Origin of the sequence: Variovorax sp. RCC_210 (assembly GCF_041355175.1) — a bacterium.
Lineage (GTDB): Bacteria > Pseudomonadota > Gammaproteobacteria > Burkholderiales > Burkholderiaceae_C > Variovorax.
In genome coordinates, this window is the sequence record NZ_JBFUPJ010000023.1 from 1 (window position 1) to 20,522 (window position 20,522).

General features: G+C 69.2%; 14 protein-coding genes. 8 read left to right on the forward strand and 6 right to left on the reverse strand.

Features of this window, described 5'->3' with window-relative positions; genetic code table 11:
* Positions 1–4,932: amino acid adenylation domain-containing protein (locus AB6807_RS37095; RefSeq protein ID WP_371088500.1), on the forward strand; the 4,932-nt coding region annotated here is incomplete at its 5' end.
* 139 nt (positions 4,933–5,071) lie between these two features.
* Here the strand turns inward: AB6807_RS37095 and AB6807_RS37100 are convergent.
* The 4 genes from AB6807_RS37100 to fhuF all read right to left on the reverse strand — a co-directional run bounded on the left by AB6807_RS37100 (position 5,072) and on the right by fhuF (position 10,809).
* Positions 5,072–7,507, reverse strand: coding sequence for a TonB-dependent siderophore receptor (locus AB6807_RS37100; protein ID WP_371088501.1), 2,436 nt, complete (start codon positions 7,505–7,507; stop codon positions 5,072–5,074).
* A gap of 168 nt (positions 7,508–7,675) precedes the next feature.
* Positions 7,676–9,043, reverse strand: coding sequence for a lysine N(6)-hydroxylase/L-ornithine N(5)-oxygenase family protein (locus AB6807_RS37105; RefSeq protein ID WP_371088502.1), 1,368 nt, complete (start codon positions 9,041–9,043; stop codon positions 7,676–7,678).
* Between the two features lie 84 nt (positions 9,044–9,127).
* On the reverse strand, positions 9,128–9,961 hold the full coding sequence (locus AB6807_RS37110; protein ID WP_371088503.1) for a N(5)-hydroxyornithine transformylase PvdF: 834 nt from the start codon (positions 9,959–9,961) through the stop codon (positions 9,128–9,130).
* A 56-nt stretch (positions 9,962–10,017) separates the two neighbouring features.
* The gene (gene fhuF, locus AB6807_RS37115; protein ID WP_371088504.1) at positions 10,018–10,809 is read right to left on the reverse strand and encodes a siderophore-iron reductase FhuF; all 792 of its coding nucleotides are present in this window, start codon (positions 10,807–10,809) and stop codon (positions 10,018–10,020) included.
* A gap of 304 nt (positions 10,810–11,113) precedes the next feature.
* Between fhuF and AB6807_RS37120 the strand changes: the two genes are divergently transcribed.
* From AB6807_RS37120 to AB6807_RS37150, 7 genes are all read left to right on the forward strand, one after another.
* Positions 11,114–12,802 (forward strand): cyclic peptide export ABC transporter, encoded by a 1,689-nt coding sequence (locus AB6807_RS37120; RefSeq protein ID WP_116912727.1) that lies wholly within the window; start codon positions 11,114–11,116, stop codon positions 12,800–12,802.
* Positions 12,799–13,407, forward strand: coding sequence for a Fur family transcriptional regulator (locus AB6807_RS37125; RefSeq protein ID WP_371088505.1), 609 nt, complete (start codon positions 12,799–12,801; stop codon positions 13,405–13,407). The genes AB6807_RS37120 and AB6807_RS37125 overlap by 4 nt, the downstream gene beginning before the upstream one ends.
* A 51-nt stretch (positions 13,408–13,458) precedes the next feature.
* The gene (locus tag AB6807_RS37130) at positions 13,459–14,619 is read left to right on the forward strand and encodes an efflux RND transporter periplasmic adaptor subunit (protein WP_371088562.1); all 1,161 of its coding nucleotides are present in this window, start codon (positions 13,459–13,461) and stop codon (positions 14,617–14,619) included.
* Entirely contained in the window at positions 14,616–16,661 is a 2,046-nt protein-coding gene (locus AB6807_RS37135) for an ABC transporter permease (protein ID WP_371088506.1), read from the forward strand. Before AB6807_RS37130 ends, AB6807_RS37135 begins: the two co-directional genes overlap by 4 nt.
* An 11-nt stretch (positions 16,662–16,672) precedes the next feature.
* The gene (locus tag AB6807_RS37140) at positions 16,673–18,112 is read left to right on the forward strand and encodes an efflux transporter outer membrane subunit (protein WP_371088507.1); all 1,440 of its coding nucleotides are present in this window, start codon (positions 16,673–16,675) and stop codon (positions 18,110–18,112) included.
* Positions 18,113–18,223: 111 nt separating this feature from the next.
* Positions 18,224–18,463: a hypothetical protein gene (locus AB6807_RS37145; protein WP_371088508.1), complete on the forward strand. Its 240-nt coding sequence runs from the start codon at positions 18,224–18,226 to the stop codon at positions 18,461–18,463.
* Between the two features lie 17 nt (positions 18,464–18,480).
* Complete coding sequence (locus AB6807_RS37150; RefSeq protein WP_371088509.1) at positions 18,481–18,717, forward strand: hypothetical protein; 237 nt, start codon at positions 18,481–18,483, stop codon at positions 18,715–18,717.
* Positions 18,718–18,744: 27 nt separating this feature from the next.
* On the opposite strand, the gene AB6807_RS37155 is transcribed toward AB6807_RS37150, so the two are convergent.
* Both AB6807_RS37155 and AB6807_RS37160 read right to left on the reverse strand, forming a co-directional pair.
* Positions 18,745–19,797 carry a FecR family protein gene (locus AB6807_RS37155; RefSeq protein WP_371088563.1) on the reverse strand — a complete coding sequence of 351 codons (1,053 nt, stop codon included), beginning with the start codon at positions 19,795–19,797 and terminating at the stop codon, positions 18,745–18,747.
* Between the two features lie 5 nt (positions 19,798–19,802).
* Positions 19,803–20,426, reverse strand: coding sequence for an RNA polymerase sigma factor (locus AB6807_RS37160; RefSeq protein ID WP_371088510.1), 624 nt, complete (start codon positions 20,424–20,426; stop codon positions 19,803–19,805).
* Positions 20,427–20,522 lie beyond the last annotated feature (96 nt).

The window sequence follows — 20,522 nt, forward strand, 5'->3', positions numbered from 1 at the left end:
CCGACAGAAACGACGATCCACGTCACCCAGTGGACGTGCCGCGACGACGGCAGCACGCAAGTACCCATCGGCAGGCCGATCAGCGAGACACAGGCGTACGTGCTGGACGCGAGCCTCAACGAAGTGCCTGCCGGCGTCGCTGGAGAGTTGTATCTGGGCGGCGTCAACCTTGCGCGCGGCTACCTGAAGCGGTCAGGCCTTACTGCTGAGCGGTTTGTAGCGGCCAATGATGGACAACGCCTGTACCGCACGGGCGACCTGGTCCGTTGGAACAACGAGGGCCAGCTGGAGTACCTGGGCCGCATCGACCACCAGGTGAAGGTTCGCGGCTTCCGCATCGAGCTGGGCGAGATCGAAGCCCAACTCCAAGCCCAGCCCGAAGTGCGAGAAGCAGTCGTCATAGCAAACGAAGCAAGGCTCGTCGGCTACGTCTCCGGCAACAACATCGACACGGCAACGCTAAGGGAGCGACTGGGCGAAGCGCTGCCCGACTACATGGTCCCCAGCGTCATCATGGTCCTCGACGCACTCCCACTGAACGCGAACGGCAAGGTCGACCGCAAGGCGCTCCCCGCACCGGAGTTCACGAACGACAGAGCTTATGAAGCGCCAGAAGGCGAAGTCGAGCAAGCGCTTGCAACTATCTGGTCCGAAGTCCTGAACGTGCCCCGCGTAGGCCGCACCAACAATTTCTTCGAACTGGGCGGTCACTCATTGCTGGCGCTTCGTTTGCTGGAAAGCGTGCGCGCGAAGGGCTGGACCGTTCAGGTGCGAACGCTGTTCCAGCACCCGCAACTCGCGGCCTTCGCCCAAGCTCTGCTCCAAGAGCAGGGGCGCGTCGAAGTGGTCGTGCCGCCGAACCGCATTCCCGAGGTCTGCGAAGCCATCGAGCCCGGCATGCTGCCATTGATCGATCTTGACGCCGCACAGATTGCACGCATCGAATCCGCTGTCCCCGGCGGCGCCTCGAACATCCAGGACATCTATCCGCTGGCCCCATTGCAAGAGGGCATGCTGTTCCATCATCTGCTGCAGACCGCAGGTGATGCGTACATCACCTCGCATTCACTGAGCTTCGACAGCAAAGAACGGCTGGAGCGCTTCACCGCCAGCTTCAATCAGGTCATCGCCCGCCATGACATCCTGCGCACTGCCGTGCTGTGGGAAGGCTTGAAAGAGCCGGTACAGGTCGTGCATCGCCATGCCGAGCTGAAGCTGCAGTGGCTTGGCGTCGAGTCTTCCAAGGCGGCTGAGCAGCTGAATGCCCATGTCGATCCGGCGCACTACCGCATCGACGTGCAGCAGGCACCGATGATCCGCGCCGTCGCGGCCTATGACCCGGTGCAGGGACGCTGGCTGCTGCAGCTGCCCAGCCACCACATGGTGCTCGACCACACGACGCTGGACTTCCTGATCGAGGAAATCTCGCTGATCCAACAGGGACGCTACGAGGACTTGCCCGAACCGATTCCCTTCCGGAACTATGTCGCCCAGGCCCGCCTCGGCGTGAGTCAAGCGGAGCACGAAGCCTTCTTCACCCAGATGCTGGGCGATGTGGACGAGCCGACGGCTCCCTTCAATCTTCTCGATGTGCAAGGCGACGGCACGCGAGTAGAAGAGGCAAGACTGAAGCTCGAACCGCAACTTGCGCAGCAGATCCGACGCGAAGCGCAGCGCCACGGCGTGAGCGCAGCCACGTTGTTCCATCTGGCCTGGGCCTTGGTGTTGGCCAAGACGACGGGCAAGGACGATGTCGTGTTCGGGACCGTGCTGTTCGGCCGGATGCAAGGCGGAGACGGTGCCCAACGCGCACTGGGCCTGTTCATCAACACGCTGCCGCTGCGCGTGAAGCTCGGCGCACAGGGCGTGGCCCAGTGCGTGAAGGAAACCCACGCAGCACTGACCCAGCTTCTTCACCACGAGCACGCCAACCTCTCATTGGCCCAGCGCTGCAGCGCGCTACCGGGTGGCACGCCGCTGTTCTCCGCATTGCTCAACTACCGCTACAGCCCCGAACCCGAAATGCCCGAAGGCCAGGAAGCCACGCCGGCCTGGGAAGGCATGGACGACCTCGGCGGCCAGGAGCGCACGAACTATCCCTTCGGCATGTCCGTGGACGACCTGGGCGAGGGCTTCGAGCTCGTGGCACAGATTCATGAAGCAGTGGACGCGCAGCGCATCTGCGGTTTCATGCGCATGGCCGTCGATGGCATCGTGGCCGCGCTGGAGACGCGTCCTGCGCAGCCGGTCCGCGAACTGGTCGTGCTTTCGCGCGTCGAGCGTGACCAGCTTGCAGCCTGGGGCGCGCAGCGCCAAGGCCACACAGATGAAATCAATGGCGCGCCGATCCACCACCTGATTGAACGCCACGCGCACGCCAGACCCCAAGCACCCGCGCTGGCCTTCGGCGACGAAGCCCTGAGCTACGGCGAACTCAACGCACGTGCCAACCGGCTCGCACACCGCCTGATCGCGCTGGGCGTGAAGCCCGAGAGCCGTGTCGGCATCGCGGTGGAGCGCTCCATCGAAATGGTCGTGGGCATCCTGGGCGTCCTCAAGGCCGGCGGCGCCTATGTCCCCCTGGACCCCGAGTACCCGGCGGACCGCCTGGCCTACATGGTGCAAGACAGCGGCATCGAACTGCTGCTGACCCAGAGCCATCTGGGTTCTTTGCCGGGCGCCGAGTCGGTCCACGTCCTGGCACTGGACATGCTGGACACTTCCACGGAGTCCGAAGCAGACCCTGATGTGAACACCCACGGCGAGAACCTCGCCTACGTCATCTACACCTCGGGCTCTACAGGTCGCCCCAAGGGCGCGCAGCTGTGCCACCGCAACGTGACGCGCCTGCTGCAGGCCACCGAGCCGTGGTTCGGCTTCGGCGAGCACGACGTCTGGACGCTGTTCCACTCCTACGCCTTCGACTTCTCGGTGTGGGAGATCTTCGGTGCGCTGTGCACCGGGGGCAAGCTGGTGGTGGTGCCGTTCTGGGTGAGCCGCTCGCCGGAAGATTTTCTTCAGCTGCTTCGCGCGCAACGCGTGACGGTGCTCAACCAGACGCCCTCGGCCTTCGGGCAGCTGGTGGCGTTGCCGCAGACCTACAAGAACGAGAAAAACGAGAAAAACGAGCAGAACGACCTGGCGCTGCGCGTGGTGATCTTCGGCGGCGAAGCGCTGGACCCGCAGCGTCTGCGGCCCTGGATGGCGCACTTCGATGACGACAGGCCGCAGCTGATCAACATGTACGGCATCACCGAGACGACGGTGCACGTGACGTACCGCCGGATCACGCAGGCGGACCTGGGGCAGCAGCGCAGCCCGGTGGGCGTGGCGATCGCGGACCTGGGCATGCAGGTGCTGGACGGCGAACTGGGGTTGGTGCCGATGGGGGTGGCGGGCGAGCTGTATGTGAGCGGCGAAGGGCTGGCGCGCGGCTACCTGAAGCGCGCAGGGCTTACGGCTGAGCGGTTCGTGGCGGCCAACGATGGACAGCGCCTCTATAAAACAGGCGACCTGGTGCGCTGGAACAACGAGGGCCAACTGGAATACTTGGGCCGAATCGACCACCAGGTGAAGGTGCGGGGCTTCCGTATCGAGCTGGGAGAGATCGAGGCGCAGCTGCAGGCGCAGCCAGAAGTGCGAGAAGCGGTCGTCGTGGCAAACGAAAGCCCCGCGGGCACAAGACTGGTCGGCTATGTCGCTGGCAACAGCATCGACACGGGAGCGCTGAGGCAGCGCCTGGGTGAAGCGCTGCCTGACTACATGGTCCCCAGCGTCCTCATGGTCCTCGACGCACTCCCGCTGAACGCCAATGGCAAGGTAGACCGCAAGGCGTTTCCCGCACCGGAGTTCACGAGCGACAAAGCGTACGAAGCGCCAGAAGGCGAAGTCGAGCAAGCGCTTGCAACCATCTGGGCCGAGGTACTGAACGTGCCCCGCGTAGGCCGCACCGACAACTTCTTCGAACTCGGCGGCGATTCCATCGTGAGCCTCAAGCTCATGGCGCGCATCCGCGACAGGGTGCCGGGCGGCGGCTGGCTGTCGCTCATCGACGTGCTGCAGAGCGCGTCGCTGCAGGACCTGGCTGCGCGCCTGCGCCAGAAGTTCGCGCAGGAGCACAACGCCGTCTGCTTGAGCGCCACCGGCGCGGGAACGCCGCTGTATTGCCTGCCGGGCCTCATGGTCAACTCGCGCGAGTTCCTGCCGCTGGCGCAGGCGCTGCAGGACGATCGACCGGTGTACGGTTTTGCGTGCCATGTCTTCACTCGCAACCGCTGGCGCGGCTTCGACGTGCAGGCCATCGCGGCGGAGTACGCCGGCTTCATCGCGGCAACGGCTTCGCAGGCGCGCTGCGCGCTGCTTGGCTGGTCCTCCGGTGGCGAGCTGGCGGTCGAAGTGGTGCGGCAACTGCGGGGCAGGGGCATCGAGATCGAGTTCGTCGGCATGGTCGACGTGTTCGAGAACGAACCGCTGCAGCCGTCGCGCACCCTGAACGACGCGCAGCGCGGCGAGGCCGAGCAGGCCCTGGCCGCCTGGCTGGCGCGCTCCGACATGGCCTCGCGCTGGCACGCGCTGCTGGCGCGCATGGACGAGACCGAGCGTGACTTCGTGCGCGAGCAGGTGCTGTTCGCCGCGCGCGAGTTTCCGCTCGACGGCCCGGGCGAGGAAGCGCTCGAATGCGAGATGTGGATCCGCCTGGACAAGCGCGTGCGTGCGCGGCGCGCCAACGCGGAGCGCATCGAGACGCCGGTGCATGTCTTCCTGGCCGACGCGTCGCTCAAGGAGCATGGCGTGCTGCGCAACTGGTCGGACAGCGCCGCGGTGCTGTCGACGGAGATCGTGCCCGACGCGGACCACCTGAGCATCGTTCGCCATCCGCGGATGCTGGCGAGCCTGAAGCGGCACCTCGCGCAGGCGCAGGTGTCTGCCTAGCAAAAGAGCAGGAAAAGCAGGAGAAAGGAAGCGGGCTCCGGCCCGCGAACCAAAGAAAAAGCGGCCTTCACGAATGAAGGCCGCTTTTCTTGCGTGTTCGACCCCGCCCGCAGCCGGCCGGTCTCGGCCGGCTGGGTGCTCAGAAGCGGTAGGTCGCCGTCGCCACCACCTTGCGCAGCTCGCCGTAGCGGCAGCTGCCGGAGCTGCAGTTGCTGATGTAGGTCTTGTTGGTCAGGTTGCGCAGGTTCAGCGCCAGGCTCCAGCGCTGCCAGTCGTAGCCCACCAAGCCATCGACCACGGTGTACGACGGCACCTTGGCGCCCGCGGATTCCTGGTAGCCATGGTTGGACCCCATGAAGCGCGCACCCAGGCCCACCTTGATGCCCGAGTCGAAGCGGTAGTCGCTCCACACCGACAGCTGGTTCCTCGACACGGCCTGCATCTGCTTGCCGATCTCGCTCTCCGTGCTGCTGGCCGTGACGATGGCCTTGGGCGTGTAGGTGTAGGCGGCCACCACGTTCATGTTCTTCACCGGCTGGAATGCGGCCTCCAGCTCGAGCCCGCGCACCAGGATCTCGCCTGTCTGCTTGGGCAGGAAGTCCGCGGTGTAGGTGATGTAGTTCTTGCGGCGCAGGTCGAAGATCGCGGCGCTGTACTTGCTCTTGCCGTCCAGCGGCTGGTAGCGCACGCCCACCTCGTACTGGCGGCCGGTCTCGGGCTTCAGCGGCTGGTTGGTCTCGGGGTCCAGCGTCGCCGTCGGCGAGAACGACTCCGAGTAGCTGAAATACGGAGCCCAGCCGCTCGGGTGCAGGTACACCAGGCCCGCGCGGCTGGTGAACTTGTGGTCCGAGAAGCGTGCGGTGGTGCCGTCGATGTAGCTGTTGTAGTCGGTGTGGGCGCTGTCGTAGCGCCCGCCCAGCGTGGCCACCCAGTTGCCCCACTTGATCTGGTCCTGCAGGTAGACGCCGGTCTGCGTCAGGCTGGTCTTGGCGTCGAACCAGGGGTCGGAGGGAACGACGTCGTTGGTGTACACCGGGTTGTAGCCGTCGATGCCCGAGACCGTGCCCGCGTTGTAGGTGCGCTGGTAGTTGCGCGAGCGCTGGGCGTCCAGGCCGAACAGGAAGGTGTGCTGCCAGTCGCCGAGCTTGACCTTGGCCTGTGCCTGGTTGTCGATGGTGAAGAGCCGCGCGCTTTCCTTGCTGCCGAACGGGAACCGGTTCAGCACGCGAAAGTTGGCCGGGTCTTCGGGCACGTCGGGGTTGACGACGGCGAAGTCGGCCTGGTTGTAGACCTGGCGGTAGTCGACCTTGATCGAGCCGTAGCGCACGTTCTGGCGCAGCGTCCAGGTGTCGTTCACGCGGTGGTCGAGCAGGTAGCCGACCATCCACTGGTCCTGGTTGAAGTGGTCGAAGCCCGGCTCGCCCACGTAGGTCTTCGGCGAGAAGCGGCCGTTGGGGTTGGGCAGCAGCGTGCCGACCTCGGGGAAGCTGCCGTAGGAGCTTCCGTCGCGAATGCGCAGGTAGTGCGACAGCACCGTGAGCGAGGTGTCGCTCGACGGGCGCCAGGTGATCGAGGGGGCCAGGAAGATGCGGTTGTTCGGCAGCCCGCTGCCTTCCAGCTTGGCGTCGCGCGCCAGTCCGGTGATGCGGTAGAGCACCTTGCCTTCGCTGTCCAGCGGGCCCGAGAAGTCGCCCGCGATCTGGCGGCGCGAGTTGTCGCCGAACTGCACCTGCAACTCGCGCAGGGGCTCCTCGGTGGGCCGCTTGCTGACCACGTTGATCATGCCGCCCGGGCCGGTCTGCCCATACAGCACCGACGACGGGCCGCGCAGCACCTCGATGCGCTCGGTGCCGTAGTTCTCGGTCTGCCAGATGGCCCAGCTGTTGTTGTTGCGCAGTTGCAGGCCGTCCAGGTAGTAGCCGGGCGTCTGCGCGTCGAAGCCGCGGATGATGGTCCAGTCGAAGCGCGAGTCCGCGCCCCAGGGCGACACATTGATGCCTGGTGTGTAGGCCAGCGCGTCTTTCAGCCGCAGCGCGCCGGTCGCCTCGATGAAGTCGGAGGTGACCACCGAAATCGACTGCGGCGTCTCGATGATGGGCGTGTCGGTCTTGGTGCCGGTGGCGTTGCGTTTGGCGACGTAGCCCTTCAGCGGGCCCGCGGCCGTCTCGGCGGCGCCTTCGGCCGTGACGGTGACCGTCGGCAGCGCGGACGAAGAGGCCGGCAGGTCGGCCGCGCGGCGGATGGCATAGCCGCCGTTCTCGGTGCGGGTGGCGCGCAGCGAGGTGCCCGCGAGCAGCGTGTCGAGGGCCTGGGCCACGGTGAGCCTGCCCGAGACCGCGCTGGAGCCGACGCCGGCCACCACGTCGCCGGCGGCGAACACCTGCACGCCGGTCTGGCGCGACAGCTCGTTCAGCGCGGCGGTCACCGGCTGGGCCGGCACGTTGATCTGGAACACCTGCACCGCGGCCCGCCCCGCCGTTTGCGCCACGGCAACGGGGCTCAGCAGGCCGAGGGCGGTTCCGAAGGCCGCCGCGAGCGCGGCATTCAGCAGGTGTTGGCGGGGCAGGGGACGCATAAGGCTAGGACTCCAGTGTTTCAAGGCAAGACGTATTCACGGTCGGGAGCGCATGTCAGCCCGATTTCCGGCCTCTGGCGCTTCTATGAGTAAGACGTTCGAACTCAAAAAACAGAGACACCCCGTCACGAATTTTTCGGACGCCGCGGTCCGCGCGCGCAGAAGCGCTCAGGTCCCGACGGCCTCGCGGTGCTGGCGCGCGTGGGCGTGGGCGTGAGCGTGCGAGCCGGGCGATCCCGCTGAAGCGGGCGCGTTGGGCGCAGTGGCCGAGGTGGCCGAATGCGGCGGCGTGGCCAGCAGCGCGCTGCCGATTTCCCCCGTGCGCACCGAGGTGACCGACAGCAGCGTGTCGCTCAGCCCGTGCGAGTCCTCGCAAGCGCCCTGCAGGTAGATGGCGGGGTGGAAGTCGGGCGTGGCTTGCAGCCGGTAGTGGCGGTCGACCGCGTGGTCGCCCAGCCAGGCCGCCAGCGGCGACAGCAGCGTCTTGTGGTGTTCCCGGGCGTACCCGGTGGCCAGCACCACGGCGTCGTAGCGCACGGTGCTTTCGCGCAAGGCGTTCTGGTCCCACAGCGTGAGGTGCACGCCGCCGGCGTCTGCCGCAACGCCGCGGATGTCGTGCCGGCGCAGCAGGCGCAGGCGGTCGCCGCCGGTCACGCGCTGCTGGTAGAAGGCCTTGAAGATCTGCTGGATCAGCTCCAGGTCGGCCACGGCGTAGTTGGTGTGCCAGAACTCGTCCAGCAGCGCGGCGCGCTCGTCGTCGGAGCGGCTGAAGGTGTAGTCGGTGAACTCGGCGTTGAAGATCTCGTTCACGAACGGGCTGTCGTCGGCCGGCCGAATGGAGCGCGCACGCGTGATGAGGTCGACCTGCGGCGCGCCCGGGCGGCCCTGCAGGTCCATGAAGATCTCCGCGGCGCTCTGGCCCGCGCCCACCACGGCCACCCGCCGCGCATGCCCGAGCTGCGCGATGTCCTGCAGGTAGCTGCTCGAATGGAACACGCGCGGGTCGTTCCTGAAGGTGCGAAAACTCTCGGGGATGTTGGCCATGCCGCCGATGCTCACCACCAGGTTGCGCGCCAGCCGCTCGACCAGCTTGCCCGCAGGGTCGCGCGAGCGCACGCGCAGCAGGGCCACCTCGCCGTTGCGCTCCTCGGGCAGCACCTCGAACACCTCTTCGCCGTAGGCGCAGGCGTCGTCGAACTGCCCGGCGGCCCACGACAGGTAGTCGTTGAACTCGTGGCGGCTCGGAAAGAAGCTCTTGAGGTTGACGAAGTCGGTGAGCCGGCCTTTTTCGTACAGGTAGTTGATGAACGTGAAGCGGCTGGTCGGGTTGCGCAGCGTGGCCAGGTCCTTCAAGAACGAGATCTGCATGTGGGCATGGTCCAGCAGCATGTGCGGGTGCCAGGCGAAGCTCGGCTGCTTCTCGATGAACAGCGCGTCCAGTGCGCGTGCGGCGTGGCGCTTTTCCTCGAGCGCGATGGCCAGCGCGATGTTGGACGGACCGAAGCCGACCCCGATCAGGTCATGGACGTGTTGCATTGAAGATCGACTCCTGTGGTTGAACAGGGCCCGGCGATTCGCCCGGGGCCCTTGCTGGACATGACGCGCCGCGCGGCCGGATGTTCATGCCTCGACCCTCTCGGCCAGCAAGGCCAGCCCCTGGTGCATGGCCGGAAACAGGCTGTGGTTGAAGTTGTTCCAGCGCAGCTCCAGGATCGATTCACCCGGCTCTATCTTCGTGTTCAGCACGTCGAAGATGACCTCGCCGGAGTCGATGCCGTTGTCGACGTAGTGGAACGACGCGCCGGTCATGCCCACGGGGGCGATGTCGACCGCTTCCATCGTCTGCCAGTCGACCACCCGCTTGCCCTGCGCGCCGTACAGCGCGTCGAGCGTGGCATGCGCGCCGCGGCGCTCGTAGGGCGACTCCAGCCGCGTGATGCCGGGGTGGATGTTGGCGATCCTGCGGTGAAACGGCGCACCCGGGCGCACCAGCTCGTCCAGGATCACCAGCAGCCCGTCGAGCAGGACCACGTCGGCTTCCAGCTGCACCAGCTTGTCGAACAGGCGGCGCTCGAAGTCGCTCTTGGCGCTCGGGCGCTCGGGCGCGTCCAGCGGCAGCTGACGGTAGGTGGAGGCAATCGGGTGCAGCATGTCGTTCAGCCGCTTGCCCTGGGTGCTCAGCTGCGCCGGAAAGATCCATTTCTTGCCGGGCTCGCATGCGAAGCCGTAGCCGTGCAGCGCCTTGCGGTCGCGCGGCGAGCTCGCGTCGTCGTCGTAGACGATGCCTTCCAGCGAATAGGCGTCGCCCAGCGGCGTGCGGTCCAGCGCCTCGGCGAGGTACTCGAGCGGCGACTTCATGTAGCGCTGCTCGCCCTTGTAGTCGATGAACTGGCCGGCCTGGTCGGCGGCCGCGTTTCTCAGGGACAGGATGTAGACGAGTCTGGTCTTGGACATGGGCGTGTGATGAAGTTGGAAGAAAACGGCTGCGCGGCGAGCCGGCGCAGCAAGGGTCAGGCGTCTTGCGCCTCGGCGCGGCCCTTGCGGTGCGCCGGGGCCAGGGGGCAGGGGCCGCAATGGCTTTCGCCGGGCAGCAGGTGGTTCAGGCAACAGTGGCGGTACAGCGTGAGGGTTTCGCGGCGGCCTTCGGGCGCCGGGCGCACCGGTGCTTGCACTTGAACCTGCCGCTGCGGCGCATACAGCGGGTGCGTGCGCTGCGGCTGCGGCCAGGTGGCGTCGCGCAGCAGCCGGTCGCGGTCCTGCGCGATGGGCGCCGCGCCGCCGGTGAGGGCCAGCGCCTCTTCCAGGATGGTCTCCAGGTGCCGGGCCGCATTGCTCCAGAGCACCTTCGGCGCGAGGCGCGTCAGCTGGCCGATCACGGCGAACAGCGGCGCCATGTGCTGCCAGAACATCGGCGCGTAGCGCTGCGCCGCCGAGGTGCCGGGCATGGGCCGGCCCAGCTCCCGGATGTGAAAGCCGAGCGGATCGCCGTCGTCGTCGAAGCGCACCCACACATGTTCCGGGTCGGCCGGAAAGGCGTGCTGCAGCACGCTGGCCGCCGCCACCATCGGCGGCAGCCACATGCCCAGGTATTCCAGGCTCCATGCGGATGCCACCGGCCGCAGGTCGCGCGTGTCCGCGCCCAGGTGGCGGGCCTGGCGGTGGAGCAGGTCGAGCAGCAACGGAGGCTGAGCAATCAGGTCGGCCACGCGCAGCGCGTCGGCCGGCGGCCGCGGCGCGCACTGCAGCGCCTCGCCATGGCGCGCATGGTCGCCCTGGAACAGCGGCTCCAGCAGCGCGATCATGGTCCGGGCTGCGGGGTGGCCCCAGGTGTGGCCCGGCCCGCGGCTTGGGCCGCGCCCCAGGGAACGAACAGGTGTCCGGGCGGCGGGCGAAATTCGGCGTGCATGAAGCTAGGACGCACGGCGCGCGCTGGTGTTCACGGCACCGCGCATGAACATTTCGCAGCCGAGCCCGTTGAGAGAGGAGCAGCCCGAAGCTGCCGGCGGCCGCGGCGCACAGCGCGGGCCGTCTTCCATTCGTTATGTGTCCGGCCGCAGGAAGGTTTGCCGCCGGGCCGCAGTCGCCCGCGGGCGGAAAGACCTTCGCATGACAACTTCGAACGGCAATGCCGCCGAGATCCGGCGCCTGCTGAAGCCATTCCTGCCGTGGATCGTGCTGTCGGCGGTCACCGGCATCGGCGCGGGCGCGGCGACGGTGTCGCTGCTGGCCACCATCAACCGCGTGCTGAACACGCCGGGCGGGCTGGCCGGTGGGCTGCTGCTGACCTTCGTGGCGTTGTGCGCGGTCTCGCTGCTCGGGCGCGTGATTTCCGACGTGTCCACCAACCTGGTCGGCCAGCGGCTGGTGTCGCAGGTGCGCAAGAACCTGGCCCAGAAGATCTTGTCGGCGCCCATCGACGCGCTGGAGCGCTACCGCACGCACCGGCTCATGCCGGTGCTGTCGCAGGACGTGGACATGATCAGCGACGTGGCCTTCGCGCTGTCGGAAACGCTCATTGCGCTGGCCATCGCGCTGGGGTGCCTGGCTTACCTGGCGGTGCTGTCGTTTCCGCTGTTCTGCATCCTGCTGGTGGCGCTGGTGCTGGGCGCGTCGATACAGATGCTGGCGCAGGCGCGCGGCGTGGCCGGCTTCTGGAAGGCGCGCGACTTCGAGGAGCAGCTGCACAAGGCCTACCGCGGCATCAGCGAGGGCGCCAAGGAGCTGCGCATGCACCGCTCGCGCCGCGCGCTGGTGTTCGGCGAGCAGATCGAGCGCATCGTGGACAGCATCCGCGTCATCAACAGCAGGGCGATCAACACCTACGTGATTGCCACGGCCTTCGGCTCGGCGCTGTTCTTCCTGCTGATCGCGCTCATCCTGGGCTGGGCGGCGTTTCGCAGCACCGATCCGGTGGTGCTGAGCGGTTTCGTGCTGGTGCTGCTGTTCCTGAAGGGGCCGATGGACCAGATCGCCGGCGCGCTGCCGGGCGTGGGCCGCGCCAAGGTGGCGTTCCAGCGCATTGCCGACCTGTCGACGCGCTTTGCCAGCCCCGAGCCGCACCTGCACCTGGACGGCGCGCCCGGTGAAGCCCACCTGCGCGACACCATCGAACTGCGCGGCGTGCGCTACGCCTTCGATGCGGCCGAAGGCAGCGAGCCCTTCGTGCTCGGCCCGATCGACCTGCGGCTGCAAAAGGGCGAGCTGGTCTTCGTGGTGGGCGACAACGGTTCGGGCAAGACCACCATGATCAAGTTGCTGCTCGGCCTCTATGCGCCGCAGGGCGGCGAGATCCTGGTCGACGGCAAGGGCGTGGCGCCCGAGGACCGCGACGACTACCGGCAGCTGTTCACCACCGTGTTCTCCGACTTCTACCTGTTCGAGGACCTGGTGAGCGACGGGCCCGCCGGTGCCGCGAGCACCGCCAAGGGCCTGCCCGAGGCGGCGCTGCCCTACCTGGAGCGCCTGGAGATCGCCCACAAGGTGTCGGTGAAGGACGGCTCCTTCACCACCACCGACCTGTCCACCGGCCAGCGCAAGCGCCTGGCCCTGGTGCACGCCTACCTCGAGGGCCGCCCGGTGCTGGTGTTCGACGAGTGGGCCGCCGACCAGGACCCGACCTTCCGCCATCTCTTCTATACCGAGCTGCTCCCCGAGCTGCGCGCCAAGGGGCACCTGCTGGTGGTGATCTCGCACGACGACCGCTACTTTCACCTGGCCGACCGCGTCATCACCATGCGCGCCGGCCGCATCGCGGAAGACCGGCCGCGCACCCGACTCGAAAGCCTGGCCGCATGAACGAGCAAGCGCAGGCATGGCCACTGGCGCAGGGCCCGCAACGACCCGCCTTCATGGCGCAACTGCGCGCGGCCCAGCTGCGGCCGTCGGTGGTTCGCCTCTGCGTGCTGCAGACGCTGGCGGACGCCGGCACCGAGGCGCAACGCGGCGAGGAGGTGTTCCGCCGCATGCTGCTGCGCGGAACGTCCGTGAGCCTGACCACCGTGTACCGCATCCTGAAGGAGTTCGAGCACAACGGCCTGATCGTGCGCGAATGGGTGCGCAGCCGCGGCGGTGCGCTCGCGGTGTTTCGCTACAGAGCGCCCGATACCGATTCAGGCGCGGTGCGCATGCGCTGCGGCGGTTGCGGCGTGGTCGCCGAGGTCGACGACCGCGACCTGCACGAGGTGCTGATGCGGGTCGCGGCGAGCCGGGGGCTGCCGGCGCAGGGCGCGTTCGACGTGCAGATCCACGGCCCCTGCGCGGCATGCCGCCATGCGGGCGCTGCGAAGGCCACGACGGGCGAGCGGGAAAGCATGCCATCCGGTGCGTCCGCGGGCGCCACCGGCATGCTGCCGCTGTCGGGCTTTCATGCCCGGCCGCGCAGCCAGCGTCTTTCTGCTTAGCGGGGTGCCGATTTGAAAGGTGCCAGCAAAGGCGCCGGGCGCCGCTACGTGGTGGGCCTGGTGCTGGTGTCGCTTGTGGCTGTGGCTGTGGCTGTGGCTGGGGTGGCTGGGGTGGCCGGCGCCAGCTTCTGGGCCCGCGGCGCGGGCGCGGACGTGGCATCGGTGCCCGTGGCACGCACCACCATCGAGTCGAGCGTCACGGCGCTCGGCGTGCTGCAGCCGCGCCACTATGTGGACGTGGGCGCCCAGGTGTCGGGGCAGGTCATGGCGCTGCACGCGCAGCCCGGCGACGTGGTCGCCAAAGGGCAGTTGCTGGTCGAGATCGATCCCAGCGTGCAGCAGGCCACGGTCGACGCGGGCCGCGCCTCGCTGGCCGGGTTGCGGGCCCAGCGCGACGAGCAGCGCGCGCAGCACCGGCTCGCGCAGCAACAGCAAACGCGCCAGCGGCAGATGGCGGCCGACGGCGCCACGCGCGACGAAGACGTGCAGGCCGCCGAGGCCGCGCTGGACACCGCGGCCGCGCGCGTGCGCAACTTCGAGGCGCAGATCGCGCAGACCCAGGCCACGCTCAAGGCCGACGAGGCGCGCCTGGGCTACACCCGCATCTACGCGCCCATTGCTGGCACGGTGGTGTCGGTGGAGGCGCGCGAGGGCCAGACGCTCAACGCCACCTACCAGACGCCCAATGTGCTGCGCATTGCCGACCTGTCGGCGATGACGGTGTGGTCCGAGGTGTCGGAGGCCGACGTGCGCCGCATCAAGGCGGGCATGCCGGTGTACTTCACCACGCTGGGCGAAAGCCGGCGCCAGTGGCAGGGCAAGGTGCGCCAGCTGCTGCCGGCGCCGCCGGTGCCCGAGGCCAAGTCGGGCGGCGGCGATGGCGGCTCGAAGCAGTCGGCCGCGGCCAGCAAGGTGGTGGTCTACACCGCGCTGTTCGACGTGGACAACGCCGACGGCGAGCTCATGCCGCAGATGACCGCCAAGGTCTCCTTCGTCGAGTACGCCGAGAAGGACGTGCTGTCGGTGCCCCTGGCCGCGCTGACGCCGGTGGCGGGCAGCCACGACCGCTTCACCGCGCGCGTGCTGCGCGCCGACGGCAAGGCGGAGCCGCGCGAACTGCGCATCGGCGTGCGCAACCGGTTGTCGGCCCAGGTGCTGGCCGGCGCGCAGGCCGGCGAGCGCATCGTGCTGGGCAAGGCAGCCAGGGAATGACGCCGCCGCAGCATCCGCCTGGGGAAGGGCGCCGTCCGCTGATCGAGCTGCAGGACATTCGCAAGTCGTACGGCGGCGAGGCGGCGGGCGAAGAGAAAGGCAAGGAGGAAAGCGCGGTGCACGCCGAGGACGAAGGCAGCCCGGTCGTCACCGTGCTGCACGGCGTCTCGCTGCGGCTGCATGCGGGCGAGTTCGTGGCCATCGTCGGTGCCTCGGGCTCGGGCAAGTCCACGCTCATGCACATCCTCGGCTGCCTCGACCGCGCCAGCGCGGGGCGCTACCTGTTCGACGGGCGCGACGTGTCCACCTTCGACGCCGACGCGCTGGCCTGGCTGCGCCGCGAGGCCTTCGGCTTCGTGTTCCAGGGCTACCACCTGGTGCCCAGCGAATCGGTGCTGGAGAACACCGAGATTCCCGCGCTCTACGCCGGCATGCCCGAGGCCGAGCGGCATGCGCGCGCCATCGCGCTGCTGCAGCGGCTGGGCATGGGCGGGCGGCTGCACCACCGGCCGCACCAGCTGTCGGGCGGCCAGCAGCAGCGCGTGGCCATCGCGCGCGCGTTGATGAACGGCGGGCGCATCATCCTGGCCGACGAGCCCACCGGCGCGCTCGACAGCAAGAGCGGCGCCGAGGTGATGGCGCTGCTGCACGAACTGGCGGACGCGGGCCACACCATCGTCCTCATCACGCACGACCGCTCGGTGGCGGCGCAGGCGCGGCGGGTCATCGAGATCAGCGACGGGCGCGTCGTGGCGGACTCGGGGGAAACGCAACCCGGGGCGCGATCGGCGACTGGCGCAATGCCGGCAATGCCTTCGGTGGCACCCGCGCCGCAGCCCGGCCACGGCGGCGCCTCGGTGCTCGCAGACATGCGCGAGGCCACGCGCACCGCCTGGCGCGTGATGTGGAGCAACCGCTTTCGCACGGGCCTCACGCTGCTGGGCATCGTCATCGGCGTGGCCTCGGTCATCGTGATGCTGGCGGTGGGGGGCGGCTCGCAGGCCAAGGTGATGGCGCAGTTCGAGACCTTCGGCACCCGCACCATGTTCGTGTCGGCGCAGGTCGCGAGCAGCCGCAACCCTGGCGCGCCGCTGACGCTGGCCGACGCGGACGCCATCCGCATGCTGCCCAACGTGGAAGGCGTGGCGCCCTACATCGAAGACAAGGTGGTGGTACGGCGCGGCAATGTCGATCACCTGACCGAGGGCGGCGGCGCCACGGTCGGCTTCTCTTCCGTGCTGGGCTGGGGCGTGGCCGAGGGCGTGATGTTCGACGCCGAGGACGAGTTGCGCGTGGCCAAGGTCGCGGTGATCGGGCAGACGGTCCGCAAGCTGCTGTTCGCCGACGGGCAAAGCCCCGTGGGCCAGGACATATTGGTCGACAAGGTGCCGTTCCAGGTGGTGGGCGTGCTCGCAGCCAAGGGGGCCAACGACGGCGAGGACCAGGACGACCGCGTGGTGGTGCCGCTGTCTGCCGCCACCACCCGCATCTACGGCCATCCGAACCCGACGTGGATCGCGGTGCAGGTGCGCGACATCGAGCGGGCGCAGGAAACAGCCGAGGCCATCGAGGCGCAGCTGGCGCGCCAGCAGGCCGGGCGCGAGGTGCGCATCTGGAACCGGGTGGAAGCGCTGCGCGTGCAGACCGAAACGGCGCGCGCCATGACGCTGATGCTCGGCCTGATCGCGGTGGTGTCGCTCATCGTGGGCGGCATCGGCGTGATGAACGTGATGCTCATGACGGTGCGCGAGCGCACGCGCGAGATCGGCATTCGCATGGCCACGGGCGCGCGCCAGCGCGACATTCTTCGCCAGTTCATGACCGAGGCGGTTCTGGTGACGTCGGTGGGCGGCACCGCGGGCGTGCTCGCCGGGCTGGGCATCGTCGTGGGGCTGCTGCTTACCGGCGTGCCCGTGCTGTTCTCTCTGGCGGCGAGCGTGGGCGCGTTCGGATGTGCGGTGCTGACGGGCGTGATCTTCGGTTTCATGCCCGCGCGCAATGCCGCGCGGCTGGACCCGGTCGTGGCGCTGGCGGGGGAGTGACGATGCCGCGCATGCGCCTTCTTCAGCACCTTTGGCACCGTCGGCACCTTCGGCACCTCGGGCGTGCCGGCGGATGGGCGGCGCTGCTGTGCGCGGCGCTGTCTGCCGGTTGCGCGTTGCGTGGCGAAGGCGCGCCCCGTGCGGTGGAGGCGCCTTCGGCGTGGCGCGCGGTGCCCTCGGATGCCGCGCTGGAGGTCGCACCGGTGGAGGCCGACTGGTGGCGCAGCTTCGGCAGCACGGAACTCGATGCGCTGGTGGCGCGCGCGCAGTCGCAAAGCAATGCGCTGGCGGGTGCCGAAGCGCGGGAGCGGCAGGCCGGTGCGCGGGTGCTCATTGCCGGCGCCGCGCTTCAGCCCGAGGTCACGGCCAGCCTCGGTGTTTCGCGCGAAGGCCGCCTCGGCGGCCATGCGGTGGTCGATGGCACCACCCATGCGGCGGGCTTCGCCGCGCGCTACGAAATCGACCTGTGGGGGCGCGACGCCGCCCTGCGCGACGAGGCACTGCAGGGCCTGCGTGCCAGCGCTTTCGAGCGCGACGCACTGCGGCTCAGCGTGACGGCCGATGTCGCGGCCACCTGGCTGCTGGCACTGGCGCTGCGCGAGCGCACCGACATTGCCGCGCGCAACCTCGACAACGCACGCCGCGTGCTGGCACTGGTGGTGTCGCGCAGCCGCGCCGGCGCAGCGTTGCCGCTGGACCTGGCGCAACAGCGCGGCCTGGTTGCCGCGCAGCAGCGCACGCTCGCGGCGTTGCAGCAGCAGGCCGCAGGCGCAGGGACCGCGCTGGCCGTGCTGCTCGGCACCGCGGCACCGGCCTTCGAATTGCGTGGGCCGCGGCTCGACGCGTTGCACGTGCCGGTCATCGTCGCGGGCACGCCGTCGGCCTTGCTGGTGCGTCGCCCGGACATCGCCGGCGCGGAAGCGCAGCTGGCCGCGGCCGATGCCAGCGTGCTGGCAGCGCGCGCCGCCCTGTTGCCCGCCGTGTCGTTGAGCGCCGGCGTGGGCACCGGTCCGAGCCGCTTGAGGCGGCTCTTCGACAACCCGGTGTACAGCCTGGCCACGGGGCTCAGCGCACCGATCTTCGACGGCGGCCGCCTGGCGGGCGGACAGCGCCTGGCCGAGGCGCGGCGCGAGGAACTGCTGGCGGCCTACCGCGCGGCGGTCATCGGCGCCTTCGCGGATGCACAGACCGCGCTGGAGGGCATGTCCTTCGTCGATGCGCAGGCCATGGCGCAAGCCGATGAGCTGGCCGAGGCCCATCGCGCCGCGGCCCTGTCGGAGGCCCGCTACCGCGCGGGCGCCGAGACGCTGCTGGTGTTGCTCGACGCGCAACGCACCCTCTACGCGGCGCAGGACCTGGCGGTGCAGCTGCGCCTGGCGCGGCTGCAGGCGCGGGTGTCGCTCTATCGCGCGCTGGGCGGCGGGTGGCGGCAGGCGAACATCGTCGGTTGAACATTCCGCGCGGTGGTTCGTCTCTTTTCTTGAGCGCCGCACAGGCGCATCCGCTGGCGCACGGCGCCCGCGCGGGGATTTTCCCGAATCAACACAGCGCCTGGAGTAGCCGTGGCCCCGCAAAACCATCCGCAGGCGCCCTCCGCCGAGGAGACCGCCTGGCGGCTCTACATGGAATTCAGAGAGAACCCATGCCGCACGGCCGCGTTGAAGCTGACGCACTGGCTGCATGAAGCGTCCGCGCATCCGCAGGCTTTCGAGCGTGCGCTGCGGCTGTGGGCGTTGGCCGGCGCCGCGCTGGTCGTCAACCGCCGCAGGCACTTTCACCCGCCCACCGGTGGGCTCGAATGAGGCGGGCCGCGCCGGCCTTGCAAGCCCTGGTGCCCGACGCCTGCCTGGCCAGCGCGGCGTCGCTCTTCGCCGCGCTGCACGCCGATCCCACGCTGGACAACGCCGAGCGGCTCGCGCAGTGGCTGGGCGCAGACGCGCGGCACGCGCGCGCGCTGGACATCGCGCTGACCGAGTGGGGGCTGGTGAGGTCGGGGCACCCGGCGGGTGAGCCGGGCGATCTGCGCGGTCCGCGCGGTTCCTGCGGCGGAGGCTGAGGTTTCTCCGCGAGCCACCTTGCGCCGTCAGCGCATCTGCAAGGCCACGCTGCCGTCGGGGCGCGACACCGCGGACAGCGGCAGGATGGTCGGCAGCACGGCCACGAGGCCGTCGGAATCGTTGGTGCGAAAACGCCCCGACAGGCGCATGGCGTCGATGCGTGTGTTGGTGGTGAGGATGGGCTGCGCGCGGTAGCTGTTGACGGCCGCCAGCGCGTCGCCCAGCGGTGTGTTCTCGAACACCAGCCAGCCGCTGCGCCACGCGGAGAGCGCCGCGGTGTCGGTCTGGCGCACGGGGGTGGCGTGGCCGCCCTGGATCTCGAGCAGGTCGCCCTTGCGCAGGTCGATCACCTCCGCCTCGGTGCCCTGCGACCCGGGGCGCGGCGCCAGCCGCACACGCACGTGGCCATGCTCCACGCCCACGGTGATCGGGCCGCCGCGGTCGCGCACGGTGAACGCGGTGCCGACCACTTCGATGGTGGCACCGCGCGTGCGAACCTCGAACGGCCGGTCCGCATCGCGCGAGACTTCGAAACGCACCTCGCCACGTGCCATGTTCACGACGCGGCGCTGGCGGTAGAGCGCCACGTCGATCGCGCTGAGCGGGGCCAGGTCGAGCTGGCTGCCCGGCAGCGCGCCGCGGCTGTCGGCCAGCGTCACTTTCAGCATCTGCGCGGTGCGGGTTTCGTAGGCCGAGCGGAACACCGGCTGCTGCCAATACCACTGCACACCGCGCCCCGCGAGCAGGCCAGTGCCCAGCAGGCCCGCGATGGAAAACAGCATCTTGCGCCGCTGCTGGCGGTGCGCCGACGTTGCGGAGGAGGCCGAGGCGGCGGCCTGCGCCATCAGCGCGCCATCTGGCGCGTCGAAATGCGCGCGCAGGTCGTTTGCCATGCCACCAAGCGCATCCCACCGCTGCCGTGCTTCCTGCACGGCGGCCGCGTGCTCGGCCGACTTGCCGCGCCATTGGTTGAGCGCCGTGCGGGCCTGGCCCGCGGCGTCGCCGGGGGCCATCTCGCCTTCGACGATCAGCGCGAGCGCGCGTTCGACCAGCCGTTCGCGCGGCGCGCCCATGGCCATGCCGTTCACGAGAAGTCTTCGGCCAGCGCCGTTTCGAAGCCGGTGCGGCTGGACACCACCTGCGGCTCGATCAGTTCGGCGCGCAGTTCCGCGAACACCCGCGAGCAGTCGATGGTGGCGCGCAGCAGGTGCTTGGCCACGGCCATCTCGGTGATGCCGAGCCGCTGCGCGATCTCGGCGCGCGTGTGCCCGTAGGCGCGAAACAGCAGGAACACCTCGCGACGGCGCGGCGGCAGCTTTTCCATGGTCTCGACCACGCGCGCCAGCACACGCTGCTGGGCCACCACGTACTCGCTGGACTGCGCGGTCTGGTGGGTGCCGATGCCGTCGTGCGCGCCGGCCCATTCCTGGGCCACCTTGCGGCGGCGCGCGTCGTCGATGCACAGGTTGCGCGCCACGCGAAAGAGCAGGGCGCGAGGCGATTCGATGGTGCCGCCGGCCGCCGCCTCGGCGCTGTCGGTCGGGGCATCGTCGCGCGTGCCGCCGCGGGCCTTGAGCGCCGCGGTGTACACGCGCTCGAAGCTGGACTGCGCGATGTCGGCCGCGTAGTGCGGGTCGCGCAGGTCGCGGGTCAGCTGCCGGCGCAGGTCCGCATAGTGAGCTACCAGTTCCTGAACGAGGTCGCGCATCCGGCCGCCTTCTCGCAAGCATCGACGATGGACCCCGAGGTCTTACGCCCGCGCGCAATGAATGGCGGGTGTCGATGGCCTCGGGAGGAGTGAATA